Genomic DNA, 23862 nt, shown 5'->3' with positions numbered 1-23862 from the left:
AGAAATGGTATTCAGTTAAGAAACTGATAAGAATTTGACAGCAGTTTTCTAAGGACTTTTTTTCATCGGCCATTTATAATGGTGGTATCGGAGGAAAGAGACCGGTTAAGAAGGGAGAAAGACGATGAAAGAAATCGTTATTCAGACAGATAAATTGTGTAAGAGCTTTTCCAGCGGCGGGAGGCAGCAGCATGTGCTTAAAAATCTGGATTTGAGTATCTATAAAGGAGACTTTACCGTGATTATGGGGGCTTCCGGCTCGGGTAAGTCCACATTGCTTTATGCGCTGTCGGGAATGGATAAGCCGACGCTGGGAGAGGTGATGTACGGAGATGTGAAGATTAACCATCTGGGAATCAGCGATATGGCTGTGTTCCGCAGGAAAAACTGCGGGTTTGTATTTCAGCAGATTCATCTTTTGGACAATATGAGCGTTTTGGACAATGTGCTGGCCTGCGGTCTTCTGGTGTCCAGGGATAAAAAGGCCGTTGCAGCCAGGGCAAAGGAGCTGCTGGGCGAAGTCGGAATTATGAAAGAGGACTGGGGAAAGTTTCCGTCCCAGCTTTCCGGCGGCGAGGCTCAGCGGGTAGGCATTGTGAGGGCACTGATCAATGAGCCGGCCGTGATATTTGCAGATGAACCCACAGGAGCCTTAAATTCGGCGTTTGGAGAGCAGGTGTTAAATACCCTGAGCGAGGTGAACAAGAAGGGCCAGAGCATTGTTGTCGTCACTCACGATGTGAAGACTGCGAGGCGGGCAGACCGGGTGGTCTATTTGAAGGACGGCATGATCTGCGGCGAGTGCCGGATGGGTACGTATACCAGCAATGATATGGCGCGTCATGAGAAGCTGAATGCGTTTTTGACGGAAATGGGGTGGTAAGATGCCGGTTTTTATGATTGCCATGGCAAATATCAGAAAGAAAAAGGGCGTGGCCGTTTCCATGGGTGTTCTCATACTGCTGTCAGTGGCTATTTTTAATGTGGGACTCACTTTGCTGGCGGGAATTAACCATTTTTACGACATGGAAAATGACAGGCTGGGCGGAGCGCATTACATGGTCCGGTTTACGGGAAATGAGTACCGCGAAGAGTATCTCGACTTCTTCTTGCAGGATCCGAGGGTGGAAACCGCAGAGACGGACGAATTTGTAATGATGGATATGGCCTCCTTCCCGGAAGGCGGCGTTATCTCCGCCAACTTCCTGAATATGGACCGCAGCAGGAAGATCGGCGGTTACTTCGTGGCGGAGCAGACTGAGGTGCCGGAGGATGAGGCGGTCTACATTCCGGTGTTTATGAAGGACATGGGATATGGACTGGGGGATGAGCTGATCCTGAATTATAATAAAAAAGATTACCATTTCCGCATAGCGGGCTTCACGCAGTCCACATGGCTTCACTCTTCGTCCAGCAGCATGGTGAATTTCTATATGCCGGAGAAGGCGTATGAAAAACTGTACGAACAGCAGGGCGGCGGATATATGCTCCTGGTGCGGGTGAAGGATCAGGCTGATTTAAAAGGATTAATCGCGGATTTTAAGAAAAATACGGATGTAAATATTGAAGCGATTTCCATGGATGCGAAGGCCATGGAATTAACCATTGACGACATGAGAAACGGAACCACCATGGTGGTTACCATTATTTCCGTGGTACTGTTTGTATTCTCGTTTTTGATGGTGATTGTCGCTGTGATAGTGATGAAATTCAGGATTTCCAATCATATTGATTCTCAGATGCGAGGTATTGGAGCGCTGGGAGCCGTGGGGTATACGGGAAGGCAGATCCGGTGGTCGGTGGTCCTGGAGTTTATCATCATCGGAATGATCGGAACAGTGTTGGGAATCGCCCTTTCCTATGGGATCATCGCGGCCCTGGGCGGGCTGATTACAAGCTCGGTGGGCGTTACCTGGAGGAGCGGGGGGCATATCGGCTTCGATATCCTGAGCGCGGCCTTTATCATGGCTGTAGTGGTGTTGGTCGCATGGCGTTCCGCCGCGGCAGCAGCCAGAATTCTTCCGGTGGAGGCGCTGCGGGGCGGCATCAAATCCCACAGCTTCAAGAAGGAGCATTTCCCGCTGGAACGGACGCGGGGCTCTCTCTCCATGGCGCTGGGATTAAAGAGCATGGCTTATAACCGGAAAATGTATTTTATGGTCGGCATCATTTTCGCCGGCATTGCATTTGCCAGCGCGTTTTCCATTATCACCTGGTGGAATATGGGGATCAACGACGATCTGGTGCTTAAGATGACAGGATATGAGATCAGCGATATCATGGTCTATAAGGCCCCTCACGAAAATTACGAGGAACTGACGGAAAAGATCGGCGCCATGGAGGGCGTCAGAAAAGTGAGCCTCTATGAGATGGAGTCCCTGAGCGTGGAGGGCGAGCTGTTAAGCTGCTACGTGTCGGACGACTTTGGTAAACTGGAAATGGTGGAGGTCTATGAAGGGAATTTCCCGGAATACGATAATGAGATCGTGGTAACGGGACTTCTCGCCAGGAGCTGGGGAAAGAAGATTGGGGATACCATCACGGTATCTTCAAACGGAGCTTCCGCTGAATATGTGATCTGCGGGCTGACACAGGCCATGAATAACTTCGGCCGCATCTGCTTTGTGCATGAGACAGGACTTTTAAGAGTGGAGCCGTACTACGAAAAGAATTCCATTCAGGTGTACTTAGAGCCGGGTCTGGATATCGATACGTTTATCGGGGCCATGGAGCAGAGGTTCCGAGTGCTTTCCCCATCTGTGTCACCTGGTAATACGGGAGCGGATATGAACAGTAATACAGATAACAGCACAGATGCCGGTACAAATGCCGGTACGGACAGCGGCGCAAGTATGGATACCGGCACGAAAAAACAGGAAGCGCTGGCTGCGGCGAAGAGAAAGGCGGAAGAGAAGCTCGCCGCCCTGATTTCCATGTACGGCGTGGACAGCGCCCAGTATGCCCTGATGGTAGACGGCGAAGTCGTCTTAAGCGGTGATACGAACGATTATGAGATAGACAGGATTGAAAACAACAGACGGCTCTTTGTGTCCAATGTGAACAGCATTGCCGATTCTACACGCATGATGGCAGCCCTCATCATCACGGGAACCGTGCTTCTGGTGGTGCTGGTGCTTTATATGGTGATCAAGTCAATGCTCACAAGGCGGAGAGGAGAATTCGGCATCTACAAGGCTCTGGGCTATACGGACAGACAGCTGATGGAACAGATCGCCATAAGTTTTCTGCCTGCATCGGTGTGCGGAACGCTTGCCGGTTCCCTTGCGGCCTGCCTGTCGGTGAACCGCATGGCCAGTTTCTTATTTGAACGGATGGGAATTTCGGAGATGAATTTTGTAGTGGAGCCGTGGCTGATTCTTCTTATGGCTTTCGCTCTGGTGGTATTTGCATTTGCGGTTTCTATGGTGCTGGCGGGAAAAATCAGGGGCATCACGGTATATGGATTGTTGACGGAGGAATGATGAGGATGAAGAAAAGATGGTACCATGTAACCGCAGTTCTGGCGGCTGCGGCAATATTTTCCGGAATGAACGGTTTCGGCCGGGAGGCCTGCCTGGCGAAAGAGACGGTACCGGCGGGGACGGAGGGCGTGGGAGTCCAGGCTGCGGCTGAGCCCCTCATGTACGGGATTGGCTCCACCAGCAAAGTGGTGACCGCGGCTGCGGTCATGAGGCTGGCCGATGAGGGGAAGCTTGATCTCAAGAAACCGCTCATCACATACATTCCGGAGTTTGAGATGGCGGATGAGCGGTATCGCAGGATAACGCCGGAAATGCTCCTGGATCACAGTTCCGGGCTTCCTGGCAGCACGTTAAATAATGCCATGCTGTTGGGAGACAACGATACGGAAAATCATGATATGCTGCTGGCGCGGCTTAAGAAACAGCGCCTGAAATCCGATCCGGGAGATATCCAGGTGTACTGCAACGATGGCTTTACACTGGCGGAAATATTGGTGGAGCGGGTGACCGGACTTAGCTTTACGGAGTACATCGACCGGGAATTTTCGGAAAATCTTGGCCTGACACAGTTTAAGACGCCTCAGAGCGGCAATCTGTCGGGCCGCCTGGCGAAGATATACGATGAGGGCACCGGGGAGGAACTTCCTCCGGAACATGCCAACGTGATCGGAAGCGGCGGTATTTACGCGACAGCCATGGACGTATGCCGCTTCTCGGAAATATTTATGAAAAACAGAGCAGGTAATGCCGGACTGCTGTCCGACGGAGCGCTGCTTGCCATGGAAACCAGCCGTTACAACGAGGAGATCAACCCGAACGGCTATGATACGACCTTATCCTATGGGCTTGGATGGGACAGCGTGGAAACGTATCCATTCAGCCGCTATGGGATAAAAGCCCTCGTTAAGGGCGGCGATACGAACTTCTATCACGGCAGCTTAACGGTGCTTCCGGAAGAGAATATTTCCTGTGCCGTGCTTACCAGCGGCGGTTCCAGCACGCTGAACCAGCTGGCTGTTCAGGAGATTGTGATGACGTATCTGGACGAGGTCAAAAGAATTGAGCGGGGAGATGAAGAGAGTGTAAGCCGTGGAGAGAAGGCGGACGCCATGCTGCCTGTGGAAATGGCAGAGCGCTCCGGCTGGTACGCCGGCAGCGATCTGTTAAAGCTCTCTGTCTCCGGCGAAGGGGAGATGACAGTTGCCTCCGAAGGAAGCGGAAGGCGGAGAGAGCAGGTCTATCGACTTGGAGAAGACGGTGGATTCTACTCTATGGACGGCAGCTATATCAGTGCCTCGGGAGAGCTGTCGAAGGGAAGCGGCGGACGGATCGGGCGAACCAGACTGAGTTTCCAGGAAGGAAAAAAGGGAAGAGAGTATTTGATGGCGGAAAGCATGGAGGTCTACCCTGGCCTTGGCCGTGTGGCCACGTATCTTCCTGTCGGCACTCGGTATACCGGCAATGCGCCGGCGGAGACTGCGGTATCAGCCTGGAAGGCGCTGGATGGCCAGGAGTATTATCTCTTAAGCGAAAAGTATACTTCCAGTGCGTGGCTGAAACGGTTCATGGTGAAGCCTCTGCTGCTTGACGAACCGAGGGGAATTCTTTCCTTTGAGAATCTGGAGCTGCGTATGGCAGAGGTCACGGATGAGGCGCATGCGAGATTTTTTACAGAGGTTCCGGGGCAGGCGGGCCGCGATTTAAATGATTATACGCGGACGGAGGAGAATGGAAAACAGTATCTGGAATCGGGAAGCTACCGCTATATTGCAGCAGCGGACGCAGAAGCGTTTCCTGACGCAGACAGTGAGCGGACCATCGGAGCAGACGGGGAGGCGGTCTGGTTCATTACCGGAGACAGGAATCAGAAACGTCCGGTTATCATCGAAAAACCGGAGAACGGCGCATGGTACGTGTATGACCATACCGGCCGCGACATGAAATGTGTATCGAGTTCGTGGACATTGAGTGAGGACCGTCCGTTCTATCTCCCGGAGGACGGCCGAGTGGTACTGGTGGGCGAAGCGGGAGCCGCGTTTACGATCCGTTATGCGGATTAGAGCGTGTCTCAAAGTTCCCTGCACAGCGTTCCCGGAACACGGAGGCCGGCCCGGTCCTGACGCACTGTCAGGTACCGGGATGGCGAAGCGGAAGATAGAGAATGACTGAAAAACCGTCACTGCGGTTCCTGCATTCGATGATGCCGCCCATACGCTCCATCAGATTTTTGGAGATATAGAGTCCGAGTCCGGAGCCATCGGCCTTTTTGTCCGAGTTGGAGCCGCGGAAGAATTTGGTAAAGAGGCTGGGGAGTTCCTCATCGGGGACTCCCTTTCCGTAATCCATAAACTCGACGCGCAGGCCGTCTTCTGTTAAGTCAGACACCACGTTTATATCGCTTCCCGCGTATTTGTAGGCGTTATTTAAAATGTTGCCGATGACCTGTTCCAAGCGGAACGGATCGATGAGGAGAATGCAGCCGGGAAGCGTAAATGGCGATATTCTGCCGCAGTAATCGGCATCCCGGATCATGGTTTCGACTAAACGGCTGCTCGCCTCCGACAGGTTTACGGTCAGTTCCCCCAGCTCGTCTAAAGAGGCCTGAAGCATGTTGGTGATCAGATGGTCGATCTGGTCGGATTTCTGGTAAATGGTCTGAAGGCGTTCCCTGACCGGCGCCTCTTTTTCCGTGACCAGCAGAAGCTCGCTGGTCAGCTTGATGGACGCGACCGGAGTCTTGATATCGTGGCTCAGCGAAGCAACCAGCTCTTTCTTGCTCCGGTTTGCCTCCGCTTCCTTAAATCTTGCCTCCCTTAACTGATCCCGCATGATGTCAAAGCTTTCGGTAAATGCGCCGAACACGTGCTTTCTGTCCATGGGAAGGGGGAAATCCAGATCGCCCATGGCGATGTGTCGGGTGAAATCTTTCATACGCCGAAACGGCTTTAAAACGGCATGATTCAAATAAGCGGTACAGATCAAAATAGGAATCAGCGGCAGCAGCAGAAGAAGAACGGCGAAAAAGGCCAGTTCTTTTTTTGTTTTCAGAAGAGCAGCATCGTATCCGGTGGCAATGAACACATGGCCCTTCACGGCCTGGCCGATGGTGAGATCCAGCACGGTATCGTGTCTGCGGATCGCCTCGGTCATGGTTTCAGGGGCGGCGGCAGAGGTCTTTAGCAGAATGTCTCCCGAGAGGTCTGCGACCGTGTAATCGTAGGGAAAGGAATCCGGTTTAAAAAAGGTTCCCTGTTCCCACTGGGCGGCCGTCTCTTTTTCGATGCGGTTGATGGAAACCATATCGATTGCCGGCATCTCCAGAGAGGAAAAAAGCCGGAACAGAAAGACGGCGCCCAAAAGGAGCCAGGAAACCAGAAACAGTAATGTCCATTTTTTCTTAATCATCGCATTCTCCATTCTCCATTCTCCATGCGGTATCCCGTACCCCATACCGTTAAGATGAGCAGCGGGTGATTGGGGTCTTTCTCAATCTTCTCCCGCAGATGGCGGATGTGGACCGATAAGGTGCCCTCGCCCACATAGGGGTCCGGCCAGACGTTCTCCAGAAGCTCTTCCTTCGTGACGACGCGTCCAAGATTCTGCGCCAGATAAACAAGCAGCCGGAATTCCATTTCTTTCAGTTTGACCGGTTTTCCGCCTACGGTTACCTTGTGGGCGGAGAGGTCGATCTCGACATCGGCGATCCGCAGGGGACCGGTTTCCACGGTCCGTGCACACCGTTTTAAGACGGCCTTTACCTTGGCCAGCAGAACGCTTAAGGTGTATGGCTTGGTGATGTAATCATCACCGCCGATGTTTAACGCAGTCAGAATATCGTCGTCGCTGGTGCGGGCGCTGATAAACAGAATCGGAACATCCGTCTGTTCCCGCAGCTTCTTGCAGAGTCCGAAGCCGGACCGGTCTCCCAGATTGATATCCAGCAGAAGAAGGGAGACCGTATTCTCTTTTAAAAAGTCAATGCACTGTTCGTAGCTGGTTACATAGGCTGATGACAGCTCAAATAAGTTAAAGTATTCCGAGGTAGAACTGGCGATTGCTGTCTCGTCGTCTACAATCAGGCAGTCGTAATGCATGGCAGTCTCCTGTTCTTGTCACGATGACCCGTGCGCAGCGCGTACGAGTCATCATTGGTTTGTTATTATTCTTCTGGATTCGTATAGTTCCACGGTTCATCCGGCGCAGTCTGGAAATCTTCCGCAGGACGGTTATAACGCAGGTTCAAGAAGCCCTGGAAATCCTTCTGGAATGTCTTTTCAAGTTCTTTTTTGTAGCCGAGAATCATGTGAGGCTGCTGCTGTTCATAAACATTTAATGCGGCCATGGCCTCTTTTTCCGACGCAGCCAGGGTATGTAAGCGTCTGTTGATATCGTACAGGCGCAGGGAGCTTTCGGAGTTGCGTCCCGTGCGGTGGTAGTAATAGCCCCAGACCAGATCCTTGTTCTCCAGAAGCTGGGAGGAGATGCCGGAAACGTGGTAGGTCCAGCGCCTGCCGACCCAAATGCTGCTGGAGATGGCGGAGGCTGATGCGAAATCTGCTTCTATGTGCTCCATAGATACGGATGGATTGGCCTCGATATACTTCTTAATATTTTTCTGAGTGCTGCCGGTAAAATACCGGATAAGCGTGTAGATGAGGCAAAGGATCGTTACAGCCAGGATTGCGAGGCAGATATAGATGGAGACAAAGGAGCGGTCTCCGACCTTATTTGTGTCGATATAATAGGGAAGCGCTATTTCAAGGAATTCCTCGCCCAGATCATCGGTAATCTGTTCCTGATAATACTGGAGACGCTTGCCGGTGAGCTCTGTCCAGGTTCCTTTGACGGATTTGGTATTGGTGAGCTCATCGACCTCGCCGTTCAGCCAGCTGATCGTGTCATCGATATACTGGTTCATCTCGTCCTCTTTGGAAGAAGGAAGCTCAATTCCGAAAAAGTATCCATCCTCCTCAAAATAAACGAAGTAGCTGATATTTTTCAGGGTTTCTTTCTTGGTGTCTGTGTTGCGTTCGGTCTGACGTACATATTCGTCAACAATATACTGCGCATCGAAGCTCACATAGGTGCCCTCGGCGGCGTCATAGTCCATGCCTGCCGTAATCGGCTCCGGCCCTTTGACAAACATCAAAATCGATTTGCCGCTGTAAAAGAAGACGGCACCGACAATGATGACTGAGATGACGATACGCCACATCAGATTTTTTGTTACACGCTTTTTCAATGTCTCTAACATAGTAGTTCCCCCTTATCTTTGGAAATGCTCATTATCCTGTTATCATACAGGAAATTGTGTGATATTACAATGCAATTATACTTTTTTCCTTATTATTTTTCGTCTCTTCTGTCACGGTACACAGCCTACGCCGGCCCCTGTGTACCGTAACTTCTTCTTGCCCCGGGGAACAGAATATGGTTAAATAGTATTATACACAGGAGGATAAGAAAATGAGATATCACCATATTGTATTCGACGTCGACGGTACGCTTCTGGATACGGAGAAAGCAATCCTCCAGTCATTTCAGAAGACACTGAGAGAATATGCAGGGATTGAAAAAGAGCTTTCGGAACTCTCATTCTGTCTTGGAATCACGGGTACCGCGGCTCTCAAACGGCTGGAAACCGGTCATGAGGAGGAGATACTCCTTCAATGGAAGGAAAATCTGGCGGCTCTGAGAGATTTCGTCCGTGTGTTTGATGGAATCGAACTGCTTTTAAAACGGCTGCGGGCAGAGGGGGTTCAACTGGGCGTTGTGACCAGCAGATGCAGGGCGGAGTATGAACGGGATTTTATGCGCCTGGGGCTCGACGGATACTTTGATACGGTCGTCTGCGAGGAGGACACGGTGTGCCACAAACCGGAGGCGGAGCCCCTGGAGTGTTATATGAGAAAGGCCGGAGCGAGACCGGAGGAGGTGCTTTACATTGGGGACAGCATCTACGACATGGAATGCGCCAGGGCGGCGAAGACCGCCTGTGGTCTGGCTCTGTGGGGAGCCGTCAGCGTGAGGCATATCCACGCGGATTATTATTTCCCTGATCCGGCCTCCGTGCAGTCGGTTCTGGAGCGGCTGGACGCAGAGGTTGAAGGGAGAAAATGGATTTCCTGGGCCATGGAGCTTCAGTTTATCGCTCAGGCGGGCGTCACTTATTCAAAGGACCGGTTTGACTTGGAGCGGTTTGAGCGGATCCGGGAGCTGTCGGGAGAGATTATGAGCGCCTACACCGGCCTGTCGAAGGAGCGGGTGACGGATTTATTCTGCAATGAGACGGGATTTCAGACTCCGAAGCTGGATACGAGAGCCGCCATCATCGAGGATGGGAAGATCCTTCTGGTGAAGGAGATGGACGGACGCTATTCCATGCCGGGAGGCTGGGTGGATGTGAATAAGACGGTGGGAGAGAACGCCGTCAAGGAAACGCTGGAGGAGGCCGGACTCACGGTAGTTCCGGTGCGCGTGGTGGCGCTTCACGATAAGGGACTCCACAACCCGCCGGCATATCCGTACGGTATCTGCAAGGTGTTCTTCTTATGCGAGATCGTGGATGGTGAGTTTTCGGAAAACATCGAGACGGTAGGGAGCGGATGGTTTTCCCCGGATGAGCTACCGGTGCTGGCCGAGGATAAGAATACGAAGGAGCAGATTGAGATGTGCTTTGACGCGTATGCGGATAAGAATTGGAAGACGGTGTTTGATTGACCGACGGACTCTGAACGGACGATTAAAAGAAAAGCCCGGTATGAATGAACTCAGTGATGGTTCATTCATACCGGGCCTGGTACTGCATTCACTGTTTCACAGCTCCGGTTCCGGGGCCAGCGTCTTTTCCTGAAGAAATTCCCGTGGAGACACGCCTTCTACCTTTTTAAAGACCTTGCTGAAGTAGCAGGAGCTCTCAAAGCCAAGACGGTCGGCCACCTCATAGATCTTTAAATTCTCTTCCAGAAGCATGGCTTTGCTTCTGGTCACCTTCATCTGAGTGATGTATTCAGAAAAACCAATGCCGCAGTTTTTCTTGAACAGAACGCTTAAGTAATTGTGGCTGATTCCGAACACGTCAGATACCTCATTCAGGGTCAGGCGCTCCTCGATGTGGTCGTTGATGTAGTGCTTGACATTGGTGACAATATGATCTTTATACGTCTTCTTGCGCGTTTTCAATATTTCACAGAGCCCATCCCGCAGAGTCTCCATCCATACCGTGATCTGTTCTACGCTGCTGCAGCGGTAGATGGAACGGTAGGAGCCGTTCCAGCCTTCAAAGATCTCTGAGAGATTCACCTCGCCCTCCGGCAGGAGAGACATGGCCAGGTACATAATGTTGCAGGCGCCGTCAATGGCCTGCAGATAGCGGTTGGGATGGGAGGCAAACAGTTCGATGATGGAACTTAGCGTCCTGGAGAGAACATCAGTGTCAAATTCTTCAAAGGAACGGATCATATCACGTTTAAAGATGGACAGATTAAAGGAACTCTGGAGCGAATTGGCGGAAGAGGACGAGAAGCTGATGACCGGTTGGTTGTCGGAAGCTTTTCGAGCGGCTTCGCGCGCTTCCTGATATGACTCACTGACGGCAAAGGGAGTGTTCACGGCGGTCCCCGCTCCGATTCTTAAGTTCGCGTTAAAATAAGTATGGACGATGGAACTGGCATCTCCTAAAGCTCTGGCCGTCAGATCGCCCGACTCTTTACCCGAAAGCAGGCAGAAGATGACTGCAAAATGCTTCTGATCCAGAGATACGAGATGGCATCTGGAGTATCGGGTCAGGACGTCACGGATCATCTGGAGACAGCCGGAATAGAGCTGGGCCAGCTGTTCACGGGTCAATGGGAAGCGGTCAGACTCACAGATTTCACAGCAGGCGGCCTGGTAGGAAAAATCCTGAAATGGAAATTTCAAATCCCGTGCCTGGAGTTCGAACTGTTCCCGGCTGTCAAATAAATTGTATAAAAGCCGCATGAAAAATTTTTCCGACATACTCTGGTTTAAGAGTACTGCCTGCGGGTCTTCCGCTTTGCGGATATCCTCCAGGCGCTTGACGGCCTTGTCCACGGCGGCTTTCAGGCTGTCTGCACTTAATTCCAGCTTTACCAGGTATTCAATCACTTCATAATGAATCGCTTCCTTTACGAGACCGAATTCCTCATAGCTGGTCAGAACAATAAAAAGTGGGAGTCGGCCATATTTTTCTGAACACAACTTGATGAGCTCCAGCCCGTTCATGACCGGCATCCGGATATCTGTGATGACAACCTGGGGGGAAGTCTCCTCGATCTGCTCCAGGGCATGTTCCCCGTTTGCCGCGATGCCGCAGATCTCGATGCCAAGTCGTTCCCAGTCAAGCATGGATTTGATACCGATCTGAACGAGCGGCTCATCATCTGCAATTAATAGTTTTATCATGCCTGTTTTTCCACTCCTTCCTTCTTATGGATATAGGGTATCCGAATCGTCATGGTGGTATAGACGCCGGGCTCGCTGGTGATTGTGATTCCGTAGCTGGCGCCGAAGTCATATTTGATCCGATTATTTACATTGCTGATTCCGATGTGCTTAAAGAAATCTGAGCCTTCCAGAGACTCACCGGACATTACTTTTTCAATTGTCTCCTGTGACATTCCGATGCCGTCATCAGTGACGGATAAAACGAGAACTTTCGTTTCACCGGAGCCCTCGGAGGATGCGAATACCGTAATAGTGCCGGGAGCCCGTTTGGGCTCAAGACCGTGGAAGAGGGCGTTCTCGATGAGTGGCTGAAGAGAAAAACGGTGTACCATGCAGCCGAATAAATCTTCAGAAGCGATCTCGTACCGGATAGAGATGCTGCTGCCGTACCGGTACTGCTGAATCTGAAAGTAATCGCCTGCCAGCTCCAGTTCTTCCTTAAGCGTAATCATGGATTCGCTTCGTTTGGACACATTCTTCAGCAGTCTGGCCAGTACGGTCATCATGTCTGCAATTCCCGTGGCTCCCTGAATGGTTGCCATCCATTTGACGGAGTTTAAGGTGTTATAGAGAAAATGCGGATTGATCTGGCTCTGCAGAATCTGATATTCCAGATCCTTTTTCTGCCGCTCCTGCTCGATCCTGGTGTTCATTAAGTTCACTACATTCTCTGACAAGTCGTTGATCCCTTTCCCGATTTCTCCCAGCTCGTTTTCCCATTCTATATCGGGATTTTTATCAAAAATTCCGCGGGAGATGGAATCCATGTTCTGGCGGAGCTGGTGAACCGGCTTTACGATGGTCCGGTTTAAAAAGTACATGAGAACGACACCGAAGGAAAGCGCGGCAAACAGAATTCCAGCGATTATACAGGTATAGAGCGTCTGCTGGGCCCGGTCCCGCCTGACAGACAGGACTTCTGTAAGCTGAAAGTCGGGAATTCCCAGAGAACAGGTGAGAATCGTGCGTTTTCCGAGCCCGGGCAGTATGGCTTCCATGGCTTTGGAACTGGTGCTTATGGTACTGCCCTTTAAATCGGACACCTGCTGATATTCAAAGGGAGATTCCGTCAGTGTACCTTTATCACAGAGGTAATTCTTCTCGCCGATGGTAAGGTAGAGAAGGCTGTCCGATTCCAGCGGATAGGCTTTTAGACGGCTTGTGATCAGCTCTGGAGAGATCTCTACGTAGAGCCAGCCGGTAGTCTGGCTGCTTTCGCCGCTGTAAATGGGGCGAACCACTGGTATGATGAATTCGTCACTGATCCTGTTGAAGGGGTTCTGTACCATTCCGTCCCATTGAAATGACGATGCTTCGTAAAGCGGAATGAAGAAGTCCTGAGAGGCAATCAGGGAAGCGGCATCTGCACGGTCGGGAACAGAAGAGTAGAACATCTGCATATAGGCCAGAGGATTATCCGAGGACAGGATAAGTCTTCGGATGTAGTTGGATTGATTATGCAGGGTATATTCTTCCCAGATCCGGTCATACGTATCAAATGCCATCTGCGCCACCCGGGGATTTTTTGATGATATCTGACCCAGTGTTCCCTGGCCGTGGATGGTATCCATGTATTCGACGACATCGCTGCTGGAGCAGCACCATTTTACGAATGACAGGATGTTGTTTAAGTCCGCCGAGGTGTTGTCTGCAATGGATTGAAGATTGAATTCCGAGGAACGGATCATCATCTTTTTCTGATAGGAATGAAACGCATAAAAGCAGATGGTGACGGCCAGTACGGTCAGCGTGATGGTGAGAGCTGCCGTGAAGAATGTGATTTTGCCGCGGATAGATTTCAGCAGGCTGTTTTTTCGCATGGTTCCTTCCTCCTATTATAATAAGTTGATTCTACATCATTTTGAGGCTGATTTGAATACAATCCAAAAAAATTACTTTATTTGAGAAAAAAGTATATCTTTTCCGGATTGAAAGTACAAGAAAGTAAAAAAGTGAAACATTTTGAATGTTTTTCCATTCAAACAGGAGGGGGCAAGGCTATATAATACAGGTACAGCGAATGGCTGGTATGAAAAAAAGATACGGAGGGGAAGAGATCATGTATAAGAAAAGAGTATTGAGTCTGGTATTGGCCGGAATTCTCGCGGCATCGGCACTTGGAGGCTGTGGTAAAAGCGATCAGGGAGGATCCTTAAAACAGGCGGAGGATACAGCTGCTGATACATCCGGTCAGGCAGAGGGAGAAGGGAAAACGGTTCTAAAATGGGCCTTATGGGATTTAAACTCCGTCTTCTATTATAAGACGATGGCAGAGGCATATGAGGCCGCCCATCCGGACATAGAAATTGAACTGGTAGATCTGGGAAGCGCAGGCGGAACGGATTACATGACCAGCTTAAGCATTGAACTGACCGGAAAAGACACGGAATTCGATATGGTGTGTATCCAGGATGTTCCGGGCTATTCCACACTGGTGAAAAAAGGCGTGCTGGAGCCCCTTACCGGATATATTGAGCGGGATGGCTTTGATTTATCCGGATATGGCGGACTGACCGATCAGGTGACACTCGATGGAAAGTTGTATGAACTGCCGTTTCGAAGTGATTTCTGGGTGCTTTACTATAATCCGGACCTGTTTGAGAAAGCCGGAGCGGAGTGTCCGTCCAACGATATGACCTGGGCGGAATATGATGCTCTTGCCAGAAAAGTGACGGATACCACGCCAGGAAAAGAGGTTTACGGCACTCATTACCATACATGGAGATCCTGTGTGGAATGCCTTGGACTGACGGACGGAAAACAGACAATGGTGGATGGAACGTACGATTTCCTGAAACCGTATTATGAGATGGTGTTAAAACAGCAGGAGGATGGAGTATGCCATAACTATGCGGAACTCAAGACGACGGGACTTCATCATTCGTCTGCATTTGCCCAGGGCAATGTGGCTATGTATATCATGGGAACGTGGCAGATTTCCGGATTTATCAATAAAATCAAAAGCGGGGAGTTTACGGAGATCCCAAACTGGAGAATCGCGAAAATGCCTCATTCCGAGGGTGTGGAAGCGGGATCTACTATTGCAACGATCACAGGAATAGCGGTTCCGGCCATGTCCGATCATAAGGAAGAGGCATGGGAATTCATCAAATTTATGGCGGGACCGGAAGGCGCGGAGATTGTGGCGGACAGCGGTTCTATCCCGGCCGTTAAAACCGAAGCGGTCATTGATAAACTTGCGGCGATGGATGGCTTTCCGCAGGATGAGCAGAGCCGGGAAGCGCTTCATACGGTAAACACTTACTTAGAGATGCCAGTACATGAAAAGACCGTTCAGATTGATACTGCTTTAAATGAGGTACATGACGGTATCATGACAGGGGCAGTGTCTGTCAACGACGGAATTGCCCAGCTGAATGAGGAAATACCAAAGATACTTGCAGAGTAAAGCCATACAGGAAGGCAGGGAAGCTTCATGAATCAACGTCTGATTGAAACCGCATCCTTTATTAATCGACACATTCCTGATTTGAAAAATAATATAATTCGTGAAGCTGATTTGGCGCTGGAGGGGATGCTGATTCTTCCAGGAAGCGGCGGAAGTCCCGTGTTTGTCGGGAATCCACCGATGTGGAAGGAGAATCCGACGCCGCAGAAAGACAGGGAGGCTGTCTTTGTCCTAAACCGGATGGGACACTGGAAGACACTTATCGAGGCATTTATGCTGACGGGAGATGGAAGGTATGCCAGTAAGGTGACGACAGAGTTTAAAAACTGGGTGCAGGTCTGCCAAAGGCCTGCTATACCGGTAAGAGGTGCGGGGGGATATTCCTCAGTATCGCGGACAGCCGATTTGATTGATAAATTTGACGCGGGGGAGCCGAAGTATGCTCCCTGGCGAAGTCTGGAAGCGGGCTTTCGCATGTTCCTGTCCTGGTATCTGATCGGGGACTGTCTGGAAGATACTCCTTATGTGACGGAAGAGATCAGAAAAGGACTGCGGCAGTCCGTAACGGAACATGCAGAAGTGTTGGAGTTTGTAAGCCCGCGTCTCTATCCGGGAGCGGACCATAATCACTATCTGATGGAGATGTGCGGATTGTTATTTGCATCCTGTAAATTTCCGGAACTGCCGGGGGCGGGAGAATGGCGTGCTTTGGCCGCGGCAGAGCTGGAACGCTGTCTGGCGAAGCAGTATACAGAGGGCGGGGGGCAGCTGGAAGGCTGCCCTCACTATCATAATGAGTGTCTTGTGCTGCTGCTGCGTTCCCTTCTGGCGGTTAAAGAAAAGAATGGAAACGCCTGCTTTACCAGAGCATTTGAGGAAGGGCTTCGCCAGGCACTTATCTATTCGCTTCATACGTGCAGACCTACAGGCGTAGGAGTGCCGTGGGGAGATTCGGATGCGACAGCTGCTCCGATAAAGAGTGTGCTGTACGGGTGGTTCGTATTTGGCGATACAGAGCTTGTAGAGATGGCTGTGCGCCTTGCAGGCCTGGATACCGTGCGCGGGGTATTTTTATCTTCCATATGGGATTGTCCGGCTCCAGAACGGTTTGAAGAGCTGATGAGGCAGTTTGAAAACAGAATGAGAAAGGGGAAAAAGGAGAGCTGGGAGGCAGGACTTCCATTGACGGCATGGTTTAAGCCTCTGTCACAGGTGTGCATTCGTACTGCCTGGAACAGGGAGGCTGTCAGCCTGTTTTTTGCCTGCCGCCTTCCGGTGCAGAACTCTCACTCGCATATGGATCCGGGTGGATTCGACTTTACGGCGTATGGCAGAAATATGATCGCGGATCCGGGGCGTTTTACTTATAATGAAATCCCGGAGAGAGCACTGTTTAAGTCGGCATTTTCCCATACCACATTGACTGTCAATGGAAAAGAGCCGTTTGAATATCGATCTTCGTGGAGCTACGGGGAACAGGGGAGAGGAAAGATTACAGGACTTTTACTGGAAAACAGGCGGAATCCCGGGCTGTACCGGATTGCGGCAGAACACGTTTTTGAAGGATACCGTCACCAAAGAGTTCTGATTACCGGCTTTTCAGAGGAGCAGCCGTTCCTTGCTGTGATTGACCGGGTAGATGGGCTCGGGAGAGAGGACCGGGTGGAGCTTCATTTTCAGGTTAATTATACCAGAGCGTGTCTGAAAATTCATTCCTGCCATCTGCACGCCCCATTTCGCGGGAGGTTTACCCCGAATTCACTTAACGCAGCCCGCTGCACCGCACTCATTCGGGGCAAATCTCCCACAAAATGTGCCGCACATCTGACAGAAAGCAATTTTCAGACACGCTCCAGGGGAAGATCGGCCGGTCAAACAACTATCTTCTGGGAGCCAGGAGCCCCTTCATTAATCATTGCAGGAGACGGCAGAATGAAACCATCTTTACGCAATGGGTGGATTTCAGAAGCGATGGATCAGAAACGCCCCTCACTTATTCTGGATTTCCAGGAGGAGAAATGCGGGGAGGAAGAGGACGGTTTGAAGGGCGGAGGGGGAAACAGCGATGAAGAGACACGGTACTTTGCCACGGTTTTATTGCCGGTGAGGGCGGAAGGCGACGTGGACGTCCGCGGCCTGTACGCGGATAAGTCCGGTTTTCATATGGAGCTTGATGGGATGACATATCACATAGATTTAAGAGAGAGAACAGAGTCATGAATGTAGAAAATGAGTACATGGAATTGTTAAAAAGCTGGTGTGACGGGCTGATCGGACTTCAGTTTAAAGAGGAGAATAATCCACGTCTTGATGGCGGCATTTTCTGCCCATCCTGTATGATGATCCATGGGCGATGCCACGACGCGATCTATCCGATGATGGTTCTGGCAGACCGATTAAACGAGGAGAAATATTTAACCGCTGCTAAACGTCTGTTTCAGTGGAGTGAGAATCTGCTCTGTGATGACGGAAGTTACTATAATGACGCTCAGAATGACTGGGCGGGAATCACCGTTTTTTCTGTGATTGCTTTGACCCATGCATTGGAGTTTCATGCCTCCCTGCTTTCTGAACAGGAGAAAGAACTGTGGGAAGCGCGGCTATATACGACGGCGGAATGGGTCTTTCAGACGATCACGCCGCAGTTTGATGTCAATATCAATTACCATGCCGCCTGCGCGGAGGCGATGGCGCTTACCGGGACGTATTTTCAGCGGGAAAAATATCTGAGGCGTTCGGATGAGATGGCAGATTTTTGTATGCGGTATATTGCGGAAGAAGGTCTGTTTTTTGGAGAGGGGAAACCGAGGGACGCTGTGTCGCCGAAAGGCTGCAGGCCCGTGGACATCGGCTACAATGTGGAAGAGAGTCTGGCTTCTCTTCTGGCCTATGGAGCAATCAGGAAAAATGAGCTGGTACGTGCTGAGGTAAAGCGCATGCTATGGGCGCATCTGGAATTTATGAACCCGGATGGAGGCTGGGATAATACGGTAGGGACAAGAAACTACAAATGGAGCTATTGGGGCAGCAGGACTTCCGATGGCTGTCAGCTGGCATATGGACTTCTGGGAGATGAGGAACCGGTATTTTCGGAGGCTTCATACCGGAATATTCAATTATATAAACAGTGTACCCATGACGGCATGCTCTATGGAGGCACCGATTATTATGCACACGGGGAACTGCCCTGTGTACACCATACATTCTGCAAGGCAAAGGCCTTGGCGCTGCTCCTGGATTCCGGAGCCGTGAATGTAACTCCGTCGGAGCTTCCGTCGGAGCATCTGGTTCCAATAAAATATTGGCCGGTAATTGACACATACCGGATGGCATGGGGCGGTTTTATAGCAACGGTGACGGCATACGATATTGAATATAAGCCGGGCGGCCATGCTTCGGGAGGAACGATGACCATGCTGTGGCACAGAAATGTGGGAATGATTATGGCTTCATCTACCGTCGAGTACGCTCTGATCGAGCCCACCAATGGTCAGCTTTCCTTAAAAAAGAGCGGTCACAGACCTATGACGATGAGGCTGGAGACTTGCGGGGGACCATATTTATCGAGTGCATATGATTACCGAGCCGTCTTTAAACATGATGCTGCCATGAGCGGAATGGCAGTCTGTCTTGAGGCCTCGGGACATCTGACAGACCGGTCGCATAAGGTAGTATCTTCCGAATGGGACGGAGCATACAGATTTTGTTATCGCATGGAGGAGTACGGGGTTATGATCCGCGCAGTCGTGGAAGAATGTGCGGAAAAGGTACGCTGGGTGATCCCTCTGGTTGGAAAGCATGAGGGCGGACTGGAATGTCTGAATGGAAAAAATAGATTCCGGATCTGCGGAGAATGCGGACACGTAGTTCTGGAGCTGGACAGGGAACCGGAAGAAGTAAATCCAATTTTCTTCCTGAACGGTGGTTTCGAGGGCTGGGAAGTGGTTCTCTGTATGGAGAAGGGAGAAGCCGGGAGGTGTTGGATCCGTGTGGAGACGTGAGCGGAATAAGGAGAATAGAAGCCAGGGAGCGGAATAATAAAGCAGGGCAGATGCATCGCGTGGGGATTCGTGCATTTGCCCTGTTTCTTTTTCGTTATAATACTATTTACCCAGACAACCCTTCATCACTTCATAAGCACCCTTTTCCCAGATATCTGCCACATAACCGGCGACGGCGTCCTCGAATCCGGCGATGGCGGTTAAGTCCTCACCCCAGAACTCTTCGTTGGAGCAGACTGCGTAAACCAGAGTCTTTGCATCGTCCTCCCTGTGATCGTAGAAAAACTTAAGGATCGGGCGGTCATCTTTTACCGTATATTCATTACCGGCCGGTCTCGCTGCAATCAGTCCGTCTTCGGTAAGCTGCTTTCCGTGGTAGAACGCGATATAGAATGCAAAGGAAGCGGTGATACATTCCGGAAGCTTGCCGGTGTTTGCAATATAGCCCTTTAAGGAAGGCATAACGCGTGCTTTCCACTTGGAGGTGGAGTTTAAGGAGATGGAGAGCAGCGCGTGATCGATAAATGGATTCTTAAAACGCTCCGTAACAGAAGCGGCGAAGCTCTTAAGCTCTTCCTTTGGAAGCGTCAGAGTCGGGATGATCTCATCGTAAATGGTCTTGTTCATAAAGCCGCAGATCACTTCGTCTTCCATACAGTCACGGACAATATCCTGGCCGGCTAAGTATGCGCCTAAGACGAAGGAGGTGTGAGCACCGTTTAAGATACGGACCTTTCTCTGCTTGTATGGCTTGTGATCGTCGGTGATGAGGACCGGAAGACCGGCCTTCTCAAATGGAAGCTCTTCTTTTAAACTCTCAGGTCCTTCAATGACCCAGAATCCGAAGACTTCTCCGGTGTCGATAATGTTGTCCTGGTAGCCCAGCTCTTCACAGATGAAAGCGGCTTCATTTCTCGGATATCCGGTTACGATCCGGTCTACCAAAGTGGAGCAGAATATATTCTCCTGTTTGATCCAGGTGACGAATTCTTCTCCTAATTTCCACTGATCTGCATACTGCAGGACGCATTTCTCCAATTCTTTTCCGTTGTTGTCGATCAGCTCGCAGGAGAGGATGACAAAGCCCTTTCCGGCTTCTTTTCCAAACGTTTCGAATCTCTTATATAAGAACTGAGTCAGCTTTCCCGGATAGCTGTCCGCCGGCACATCGGTAAAGCTGCAGGCCGGATCGTAGGTGATGCCGGCTTCCGTTGTGTTGCAGGCGATGAAACGTAAATCCGGATTCTCTGCACAGGCGAGAACGGCGTCGTAATCCTGATAGGGATTTAAACATCTGCTGACACAGGAGATCACACGCTTGTCATTGACCTTCTTTCCATTTTCAAAACCGCGTAAAAACAGAGTATATAAGCCTTCCTGCTCATTGATCATATCAGCGAGTCCGGGAGCGATGGGCTGGCATAAAACGACTTTGGAATGAAATCCTGCCTTTTCGTTCATCATATCAATAAAATAGTCCACGAAAGCGCGCAGGAAATTACCTTCGCCGAACTGCAGCACACGTTCCGGTGCGTCCTTTAACAAATATCCGTCGTAGCCCTGTTTCTCCAGTGTCTCATAACATAACTTTTCCATTTGAAATACTCTCCTTTATATGATTTCTATAGTGTAACTCCCTGCTTAAAGATGGCCATATCATGGAAGCCTGCTTCTTCTGACTTAACTTTCTTTCCGGAAGCAACCTCCAGGACAAAATCGAAGAAGTCATTCTTTAATGTGTCCATATCCGTGTCTTCTACCAGTCTGCCGCAGTTAAAATCGATCCAGTTGCTCTTCTTTGTGCTGAGCGCAGTGTTGGTCGATATCTTCATGGTCGGAACCGGACAGGCAAACGGTGTACCGCGTCCTGTGGTGAAGAGTACGATGTGGGCGCCGGAGGCAGCCAGCGCGGTGGAGGCGACCAGGTCATTACCAGGGGCGCTTAACAGGTTTAAGCCTTTTGTGTGAACGGGTTCTCCATACATTAAGACGTCCATGACCGGAGCGCTGCCGGATTTCTGAACGCATCCCAGCGACTTGTCCTCCAGGGTAGAGATACCCCCCTTTTTGTTGCCGGGAGACGGGTTCTCGTAGATGGTCTGATTGTGGCTGGTAAAATAGTTTTTGAAGTCATTGATCAGATGAACGGTTTTTTCAAAGGTCTCTTCATTGATACAGCGGTTCATGAGCAGTGTCTCCGCCCCGAACATCTCGGGAACCTCGGTCAGTATTGTGGTTCCGCCCGCGCCCACCAGCATGTCTGAGAATGCACCGACTGTGGGGTTGGCTGTGATGCCGGAGAGTCCGTCGGATCCGCCGCATTTCATGCCAATGATGAGTTCGCTGCAGCTGACCGGTTCACGCTCGAAGCTGCCGGCATAAGCGGCCAGTTCGCGGATCAGTTCCAGAGAGTCGGCGATCTCATCGTCAGATTCCTGTGCTGCCAGGAACTTGATACGGCGTTCATCATATTCTCCGATATAGCGTTTTAATTCCGTGATGTTGCTGTTTTCGCATCCAAGGCCGAGAACGAGGACACCGCCGGCGTTGGGATGATTGATTAAATCGGCCAGAATGGTTCTGGTATGCTCCTGGTCGTCACCCATCTGGGAACAGCCATAGGGGTGTGGGAAAGCCGCCACATCTTCTACGGTTCCGCTTATGAGGCTCTTAGCCTGACGCTCAATGGCCTGGGCAACGTTATTGACACAGCCTACAGTGGGGATGATCCAGATCTCGTTGCGGACGCCGACTTTTCCGTCCGGCCGGCGGTAACCGTGAAAGAAGCGTTCTTCCGCTGGCGTGGGAGCAGTTTCCTGTTTGTCGTAGGAGTAGGTGAGCAGATCGCCCAGCCCGGTCTTTAAATTGTGCGTGTGGATCCAGCTTCCTTTTAAAATCGGTTCCTTTGCGATTCCGATGGCACAGCCGTATTTCATGACGGAAGCGCCCTCTGCGATGTCGGTTAAAGCGAACTTGTGTCCCTGAGGGATATCGGAGACGAGCGTGACCGTCTGATCATTCACAGTTACGGTGGTGCCGGAGGCCAGCGGCTTTAAGGCTACAGCTACATTATCCCCGGAGTGAATTTTAATAAAGTCCTGCATAATCGTTCTTTCCTTTCTGCAATTCCATGTAACGATTCAGCTGTACAAACTGATATAGGGCGGAACGCCCGAGCTTCTTACTTTCGTGCTTTACGAAAATAAGAAGATGCACGGCTTCAGGGTTACAATTTAAATATTCCAGTTGATATAGAATGTAAGTACTTACATAAACCATACACCATTTTTGTCACTTCGTCAATAGGGAAAATAAAAAGAATACGGTTGCTTTTCATGAATGGATCAGATATAATGTAAGAAAAAGTGTAAGCGCTTTCGCACTGTGTTCCAGAGCGTCGGTGCGTCAGGATAAAGAGGGTTCAAAATGAATATTTACGATATAGCAGAGCTTGCAGGGGTGTCCATCGCCACCGTATCGCGTGTGGTGAACGACAGCCCGCGTGTCAGCGAGAAGACAAAACAGAGGGTCCGCGCCATCATGGAGGAGAACGGTTATACGCCAAACGTGTTTGCGCGGGGCCTGGGACTGGACTCTATGAAGACCATCGGGATTATCTGCCCGGATGTATCGGATTCCTATATGGCATCGGCGGCATTTCACCTGGAAGGCCGTCTGCACGAGTACGGGTATGACTGTATTCTCTGCTGCAGCGGATCCCGGCAGGAGAATAAGGAAAAGTATGTGAGTCTTCTGTTAAATAAGCGGATCGACGCGCTGATTCTGGTGGGATCGACGTATGCCGGCGAGGGCGGAGACGACCGGAAGGCGGATTACGTAAGGAATGCGGCGAAGACGGTTCCTGTATTTATGATTAACGGTTACATTAAGGGCGATCATGTGTATTGTGCTTTCAGCGACGATTACGGCGCTACCTATGACGTGGCTTCGCAGATGATTGAGGCGGGAAGAAGACGGATTCTGTTTCTGTGTGATTCCCATTCTTACAGTGCGAATCAGAAGCTGGCGGGATATGAGGCGGCCTTAAAGGACCATGGACTGCCTGTGCTGGGGGACTTAAAGCTGTATGTAAAGAACCGGATCCATTCGGTGAGAGACATTCTTTTAGAGCGGCGGGATTTGAAGTTTGACAGCGTGCTGGCTACGGACGACGGCCTGGCCGTGGGTGCGATCAAATACGCCAACGCCAAGCTTTTAAAGATTCCGGAGGAACTCTGCATCACCGGATTTAATAATTCTGCGCTTTCCATCTGCTGTGATCCCGAGCTTTCTTCCATTGACAACAAGGTAGAAGAGCTCTGCGCCATCACCACGGATCAGATGATGGCGGTTCTGCGGGGCGAGGAGAAATCTGTGGAGCAGAAGAGCCAGGTCCCCTGCAGACTGGTGAAGCGGTGTACTACGGATTTTTAGGGGCTATTGTCATTCGTTCTGTCTTGTGATATACTACGTTCGGATGAAATAACCATAGAAGGAACGGTGT

15 protein-coding genes are annotated in these 23862 nt (G+C 50.7%); 8 read left to right on the top strand and 7 right to left on the bottom strand.

The genetic code is table 11. The annotated features are described in order from the left end of the window. Positions 1-124 precede the first annotated feature (124 nt). Genes H8S75_RS11710 through H8S75_RS11700 form a run of 3 tightly spaced genes read left to right on the top strand, consistent with a single transcriptional unit; the run spans position 125 to position 5542 of the window. Positions 125-883 carry an ABC transporter ATP-binding protein gene (locus H8S75_RS11710; protein ID WP_187021733.1) on the top strand — a complete coding sequence of 253 codons (759 nt, stop codon included), beginning with the start codon at positions 125-127 and terminating at the stop codon, positions 881-883. A gap of 1 nt (position 884) precedes the next feature. Beyond that, entirely contained in the window at positions 885-3482 is a 2598-nt protein-coding gene (locus H8S75_RS11705) for an ABC transporter permease (RefSeq protein WP_187021731.1), read from the top strand. Between the two features lie 5 nt (positions 3483-3487). Beyond that, complete coding sequence (locus H8S75_RS11700; protein ID WP_187021729.1) at positions 3488-5542, top strand: serine hydrolase domain-containing protein; 2055 nt, start codon at positions 3488-3490, stop codon at positions 5540-5542. Positions 5543-5609: 67 nt separating this feature from the next. Here the strand turns inward: H8S75_RS11700 and H8S75_RS11695 are convergent, their stop codons facing one another. The 3 genes from H8S75_RS11695 to H8S75_RS11685 all read right to left on the bottom strand — a co-directional run bounded on the left by H8S75_RS11695 (position 5610) and on the right by H8S75_RS11685 (position 8736). Then, the gene (locus H8S75_RS11695) at positions 5610-6899 is read right to left on the bottom strand and encodes a HAMP domain-containing sensor histidine kinase (protein WP_243270242.1); all 1290 of its coding nucleotides are present in this window, start codon (positions 6897-6899) and stop codon (positions 5610-5612) included. Beyond that, complete coding sequence (locus H8S75_RS11690) at positions 6884-7576, bottom strand: response regulator transcription factor (protein WP_187021728.1); 693 nt, start codon at positions 7574-7576, stop codon at positions 6884-6886. The genes H8S75_RS11695 and H8S75_RS11690 overlap by 16 nt, the downstream gene beginning before the upstream one ends. Positions 7577-7641: 65 nt before the next feature. After that, positions 7642-8736, bottom strand: a complete 1095-nt coding sequence (locus H8S75_RS11685) for a DUF6709 family protein (protein WP_187021726.1) — start codon at positions 8734-8736, stop codon at positions 7642-7644. A 212-nt stretch (positions 8737-8948) separates the two neighbouring features. Here H8S75_RS11685 and H8S75_RS11680 point away from each other — a divergent pair, with 212 nt between their 5' ends. Then, a complete protein-coding gene (locus H8S75_RS11680; protein WP_187021725.1) occupies positions 8949-10202 on the top strand; it encodes an NUDIX hydrolase in 1254 nt (417 codons plus the stop codon). Between the two features lie 96 nt (positions 10203-10298). Here H8S75_RS11680 and H8S75_RS11675 read toward each other — a convergent pair whose 3' ends face one another. Both H8S75_RS11675 and H8S75_RS11670 read right to left on the bottom strand, forming a co-directional pair. Next, entirely contained in the window at positions 10299-11906 is a 1608-nt protein-coding gene (locus tag H8S75_RS11675; protein WP_187021723.1) for a helix-turn-helix domain-containing protein, read from the bottom strand. Beyond that, positions 11903-13768 (bottom strand): sensor histidine kinase, encoded by a 1866-nt coding sequence (locus H8S75_RS11670; protein WP_187021721.1) that lies wholly within the window; start codon positions 13766-13768, stop codon positions 11903-11905. The genes H8S75_RS11675 and H8S75_RS11670 overlap by 4 nt, the downstream gene beginning before the upstream one ends. 239 nt (positions 13769-14007) lie before the next feature. On the opposite strand from H8S75_RS11670, the gene H8S75_RS11665 reads away from it, so the two are divergent. Genes H8S75_RS11665 through H8S75_RS11655 form a run of 3 tightly spaced genes read left to right on the top strand, consistent with a single transcriptional unit; the run spans position 14008 to position 19358 of the window. Next, positions 14008-15357 (top strand): ABC transporter substrate-binding protein, encoded by a 1350-nt coding sequence (locus H8S75_RS11665; protein WP_187021720.1) that lies wholly within the window; start codon positions 14008-14010, stop codon positions 15355-15357. Positions 15358-15384: 27 nt separating this feature from the next. Further along, positions 15385-17577: a heparinase II/III family protein gene (locus tag H8S75_RS11660; protein WP_187021718.1), complete on the top strand. Its 2193-nt coding sequence runs from the start codon at positions 15385-15387 to the stop codon at positions 17575-17577. Continuing rightward, positions 17574-19358 carry an ulvan lysase-like protein gene (locus H8S75_RS11655; RefSeq protein WP_187021717.1) on the top strand — a complete coding sequence of 595 codons (1785 nt, stop codon included), beginning with the start codon at positions 17574-17576 and terminating at the stop codon, positions 19356-19358. Before H8S75_RS11660 ends, H8S75_RS11655 begins: the two co-directional genes overlap by 4 nt. A gap of 102 nt (positions 19359-19460) precedes the next feature. Here H8S75_RS11655 and H8S75_RS11650 read toward each other — a convergent pair whose 3' ends face one another. Beyond that, positions 19461-20954, bottom strand: a complete 1494-nt coding sequence (locus tag H8S75_RS11650; protein WP_187021715.1) for a tagaturonate reductase — start codon at positions 20952-20954, stop codon at positions 19461-19463. Positions 20955-20980: 26 nt separating this feature from the next. Next, complete coding sequence (locus H8S75_RS11645) at positions 20981-22462, bottom strand: UxaA family hydrolase (protein ID WP_187021713.1); 1482 nt, start codon at positions 22460-22462, stop codon at positions 20981-20983. Positions 22463-22784: 322 nt separating this feature from the next. Between H8S75_RS11645 and H8S75_RS11640 the strand changes: the two genes are divergently transcribed. After that, on the top strand, positions 22785-23792 hold the full coding sequence (locus tag H8S75_RS11640; RefSeq protein WP_187021712.1) for a LacI family DNA-binding transcriptional regulator: 1008 nt from the start codon (positions 22785-22787) through the stop codon (positions 23790-23792). Positions 23793-23862 lie beyond the last annotated feature (70 nt).

Source organism: Hungatella hominis (genome assembly GCF_014288005.1).
GTDB classification, from domain to species: Bacteria; Bacillota; Clostridia; order Lachnospirales; family Lachnospiraceae; genus Hungatella; species Hungatella effluvii.
The sequence above is the reverse complement of the archived record's forward strand: the minus strand, read 5'-3'. Positions and strand labels throughout refer to the sequence as shown.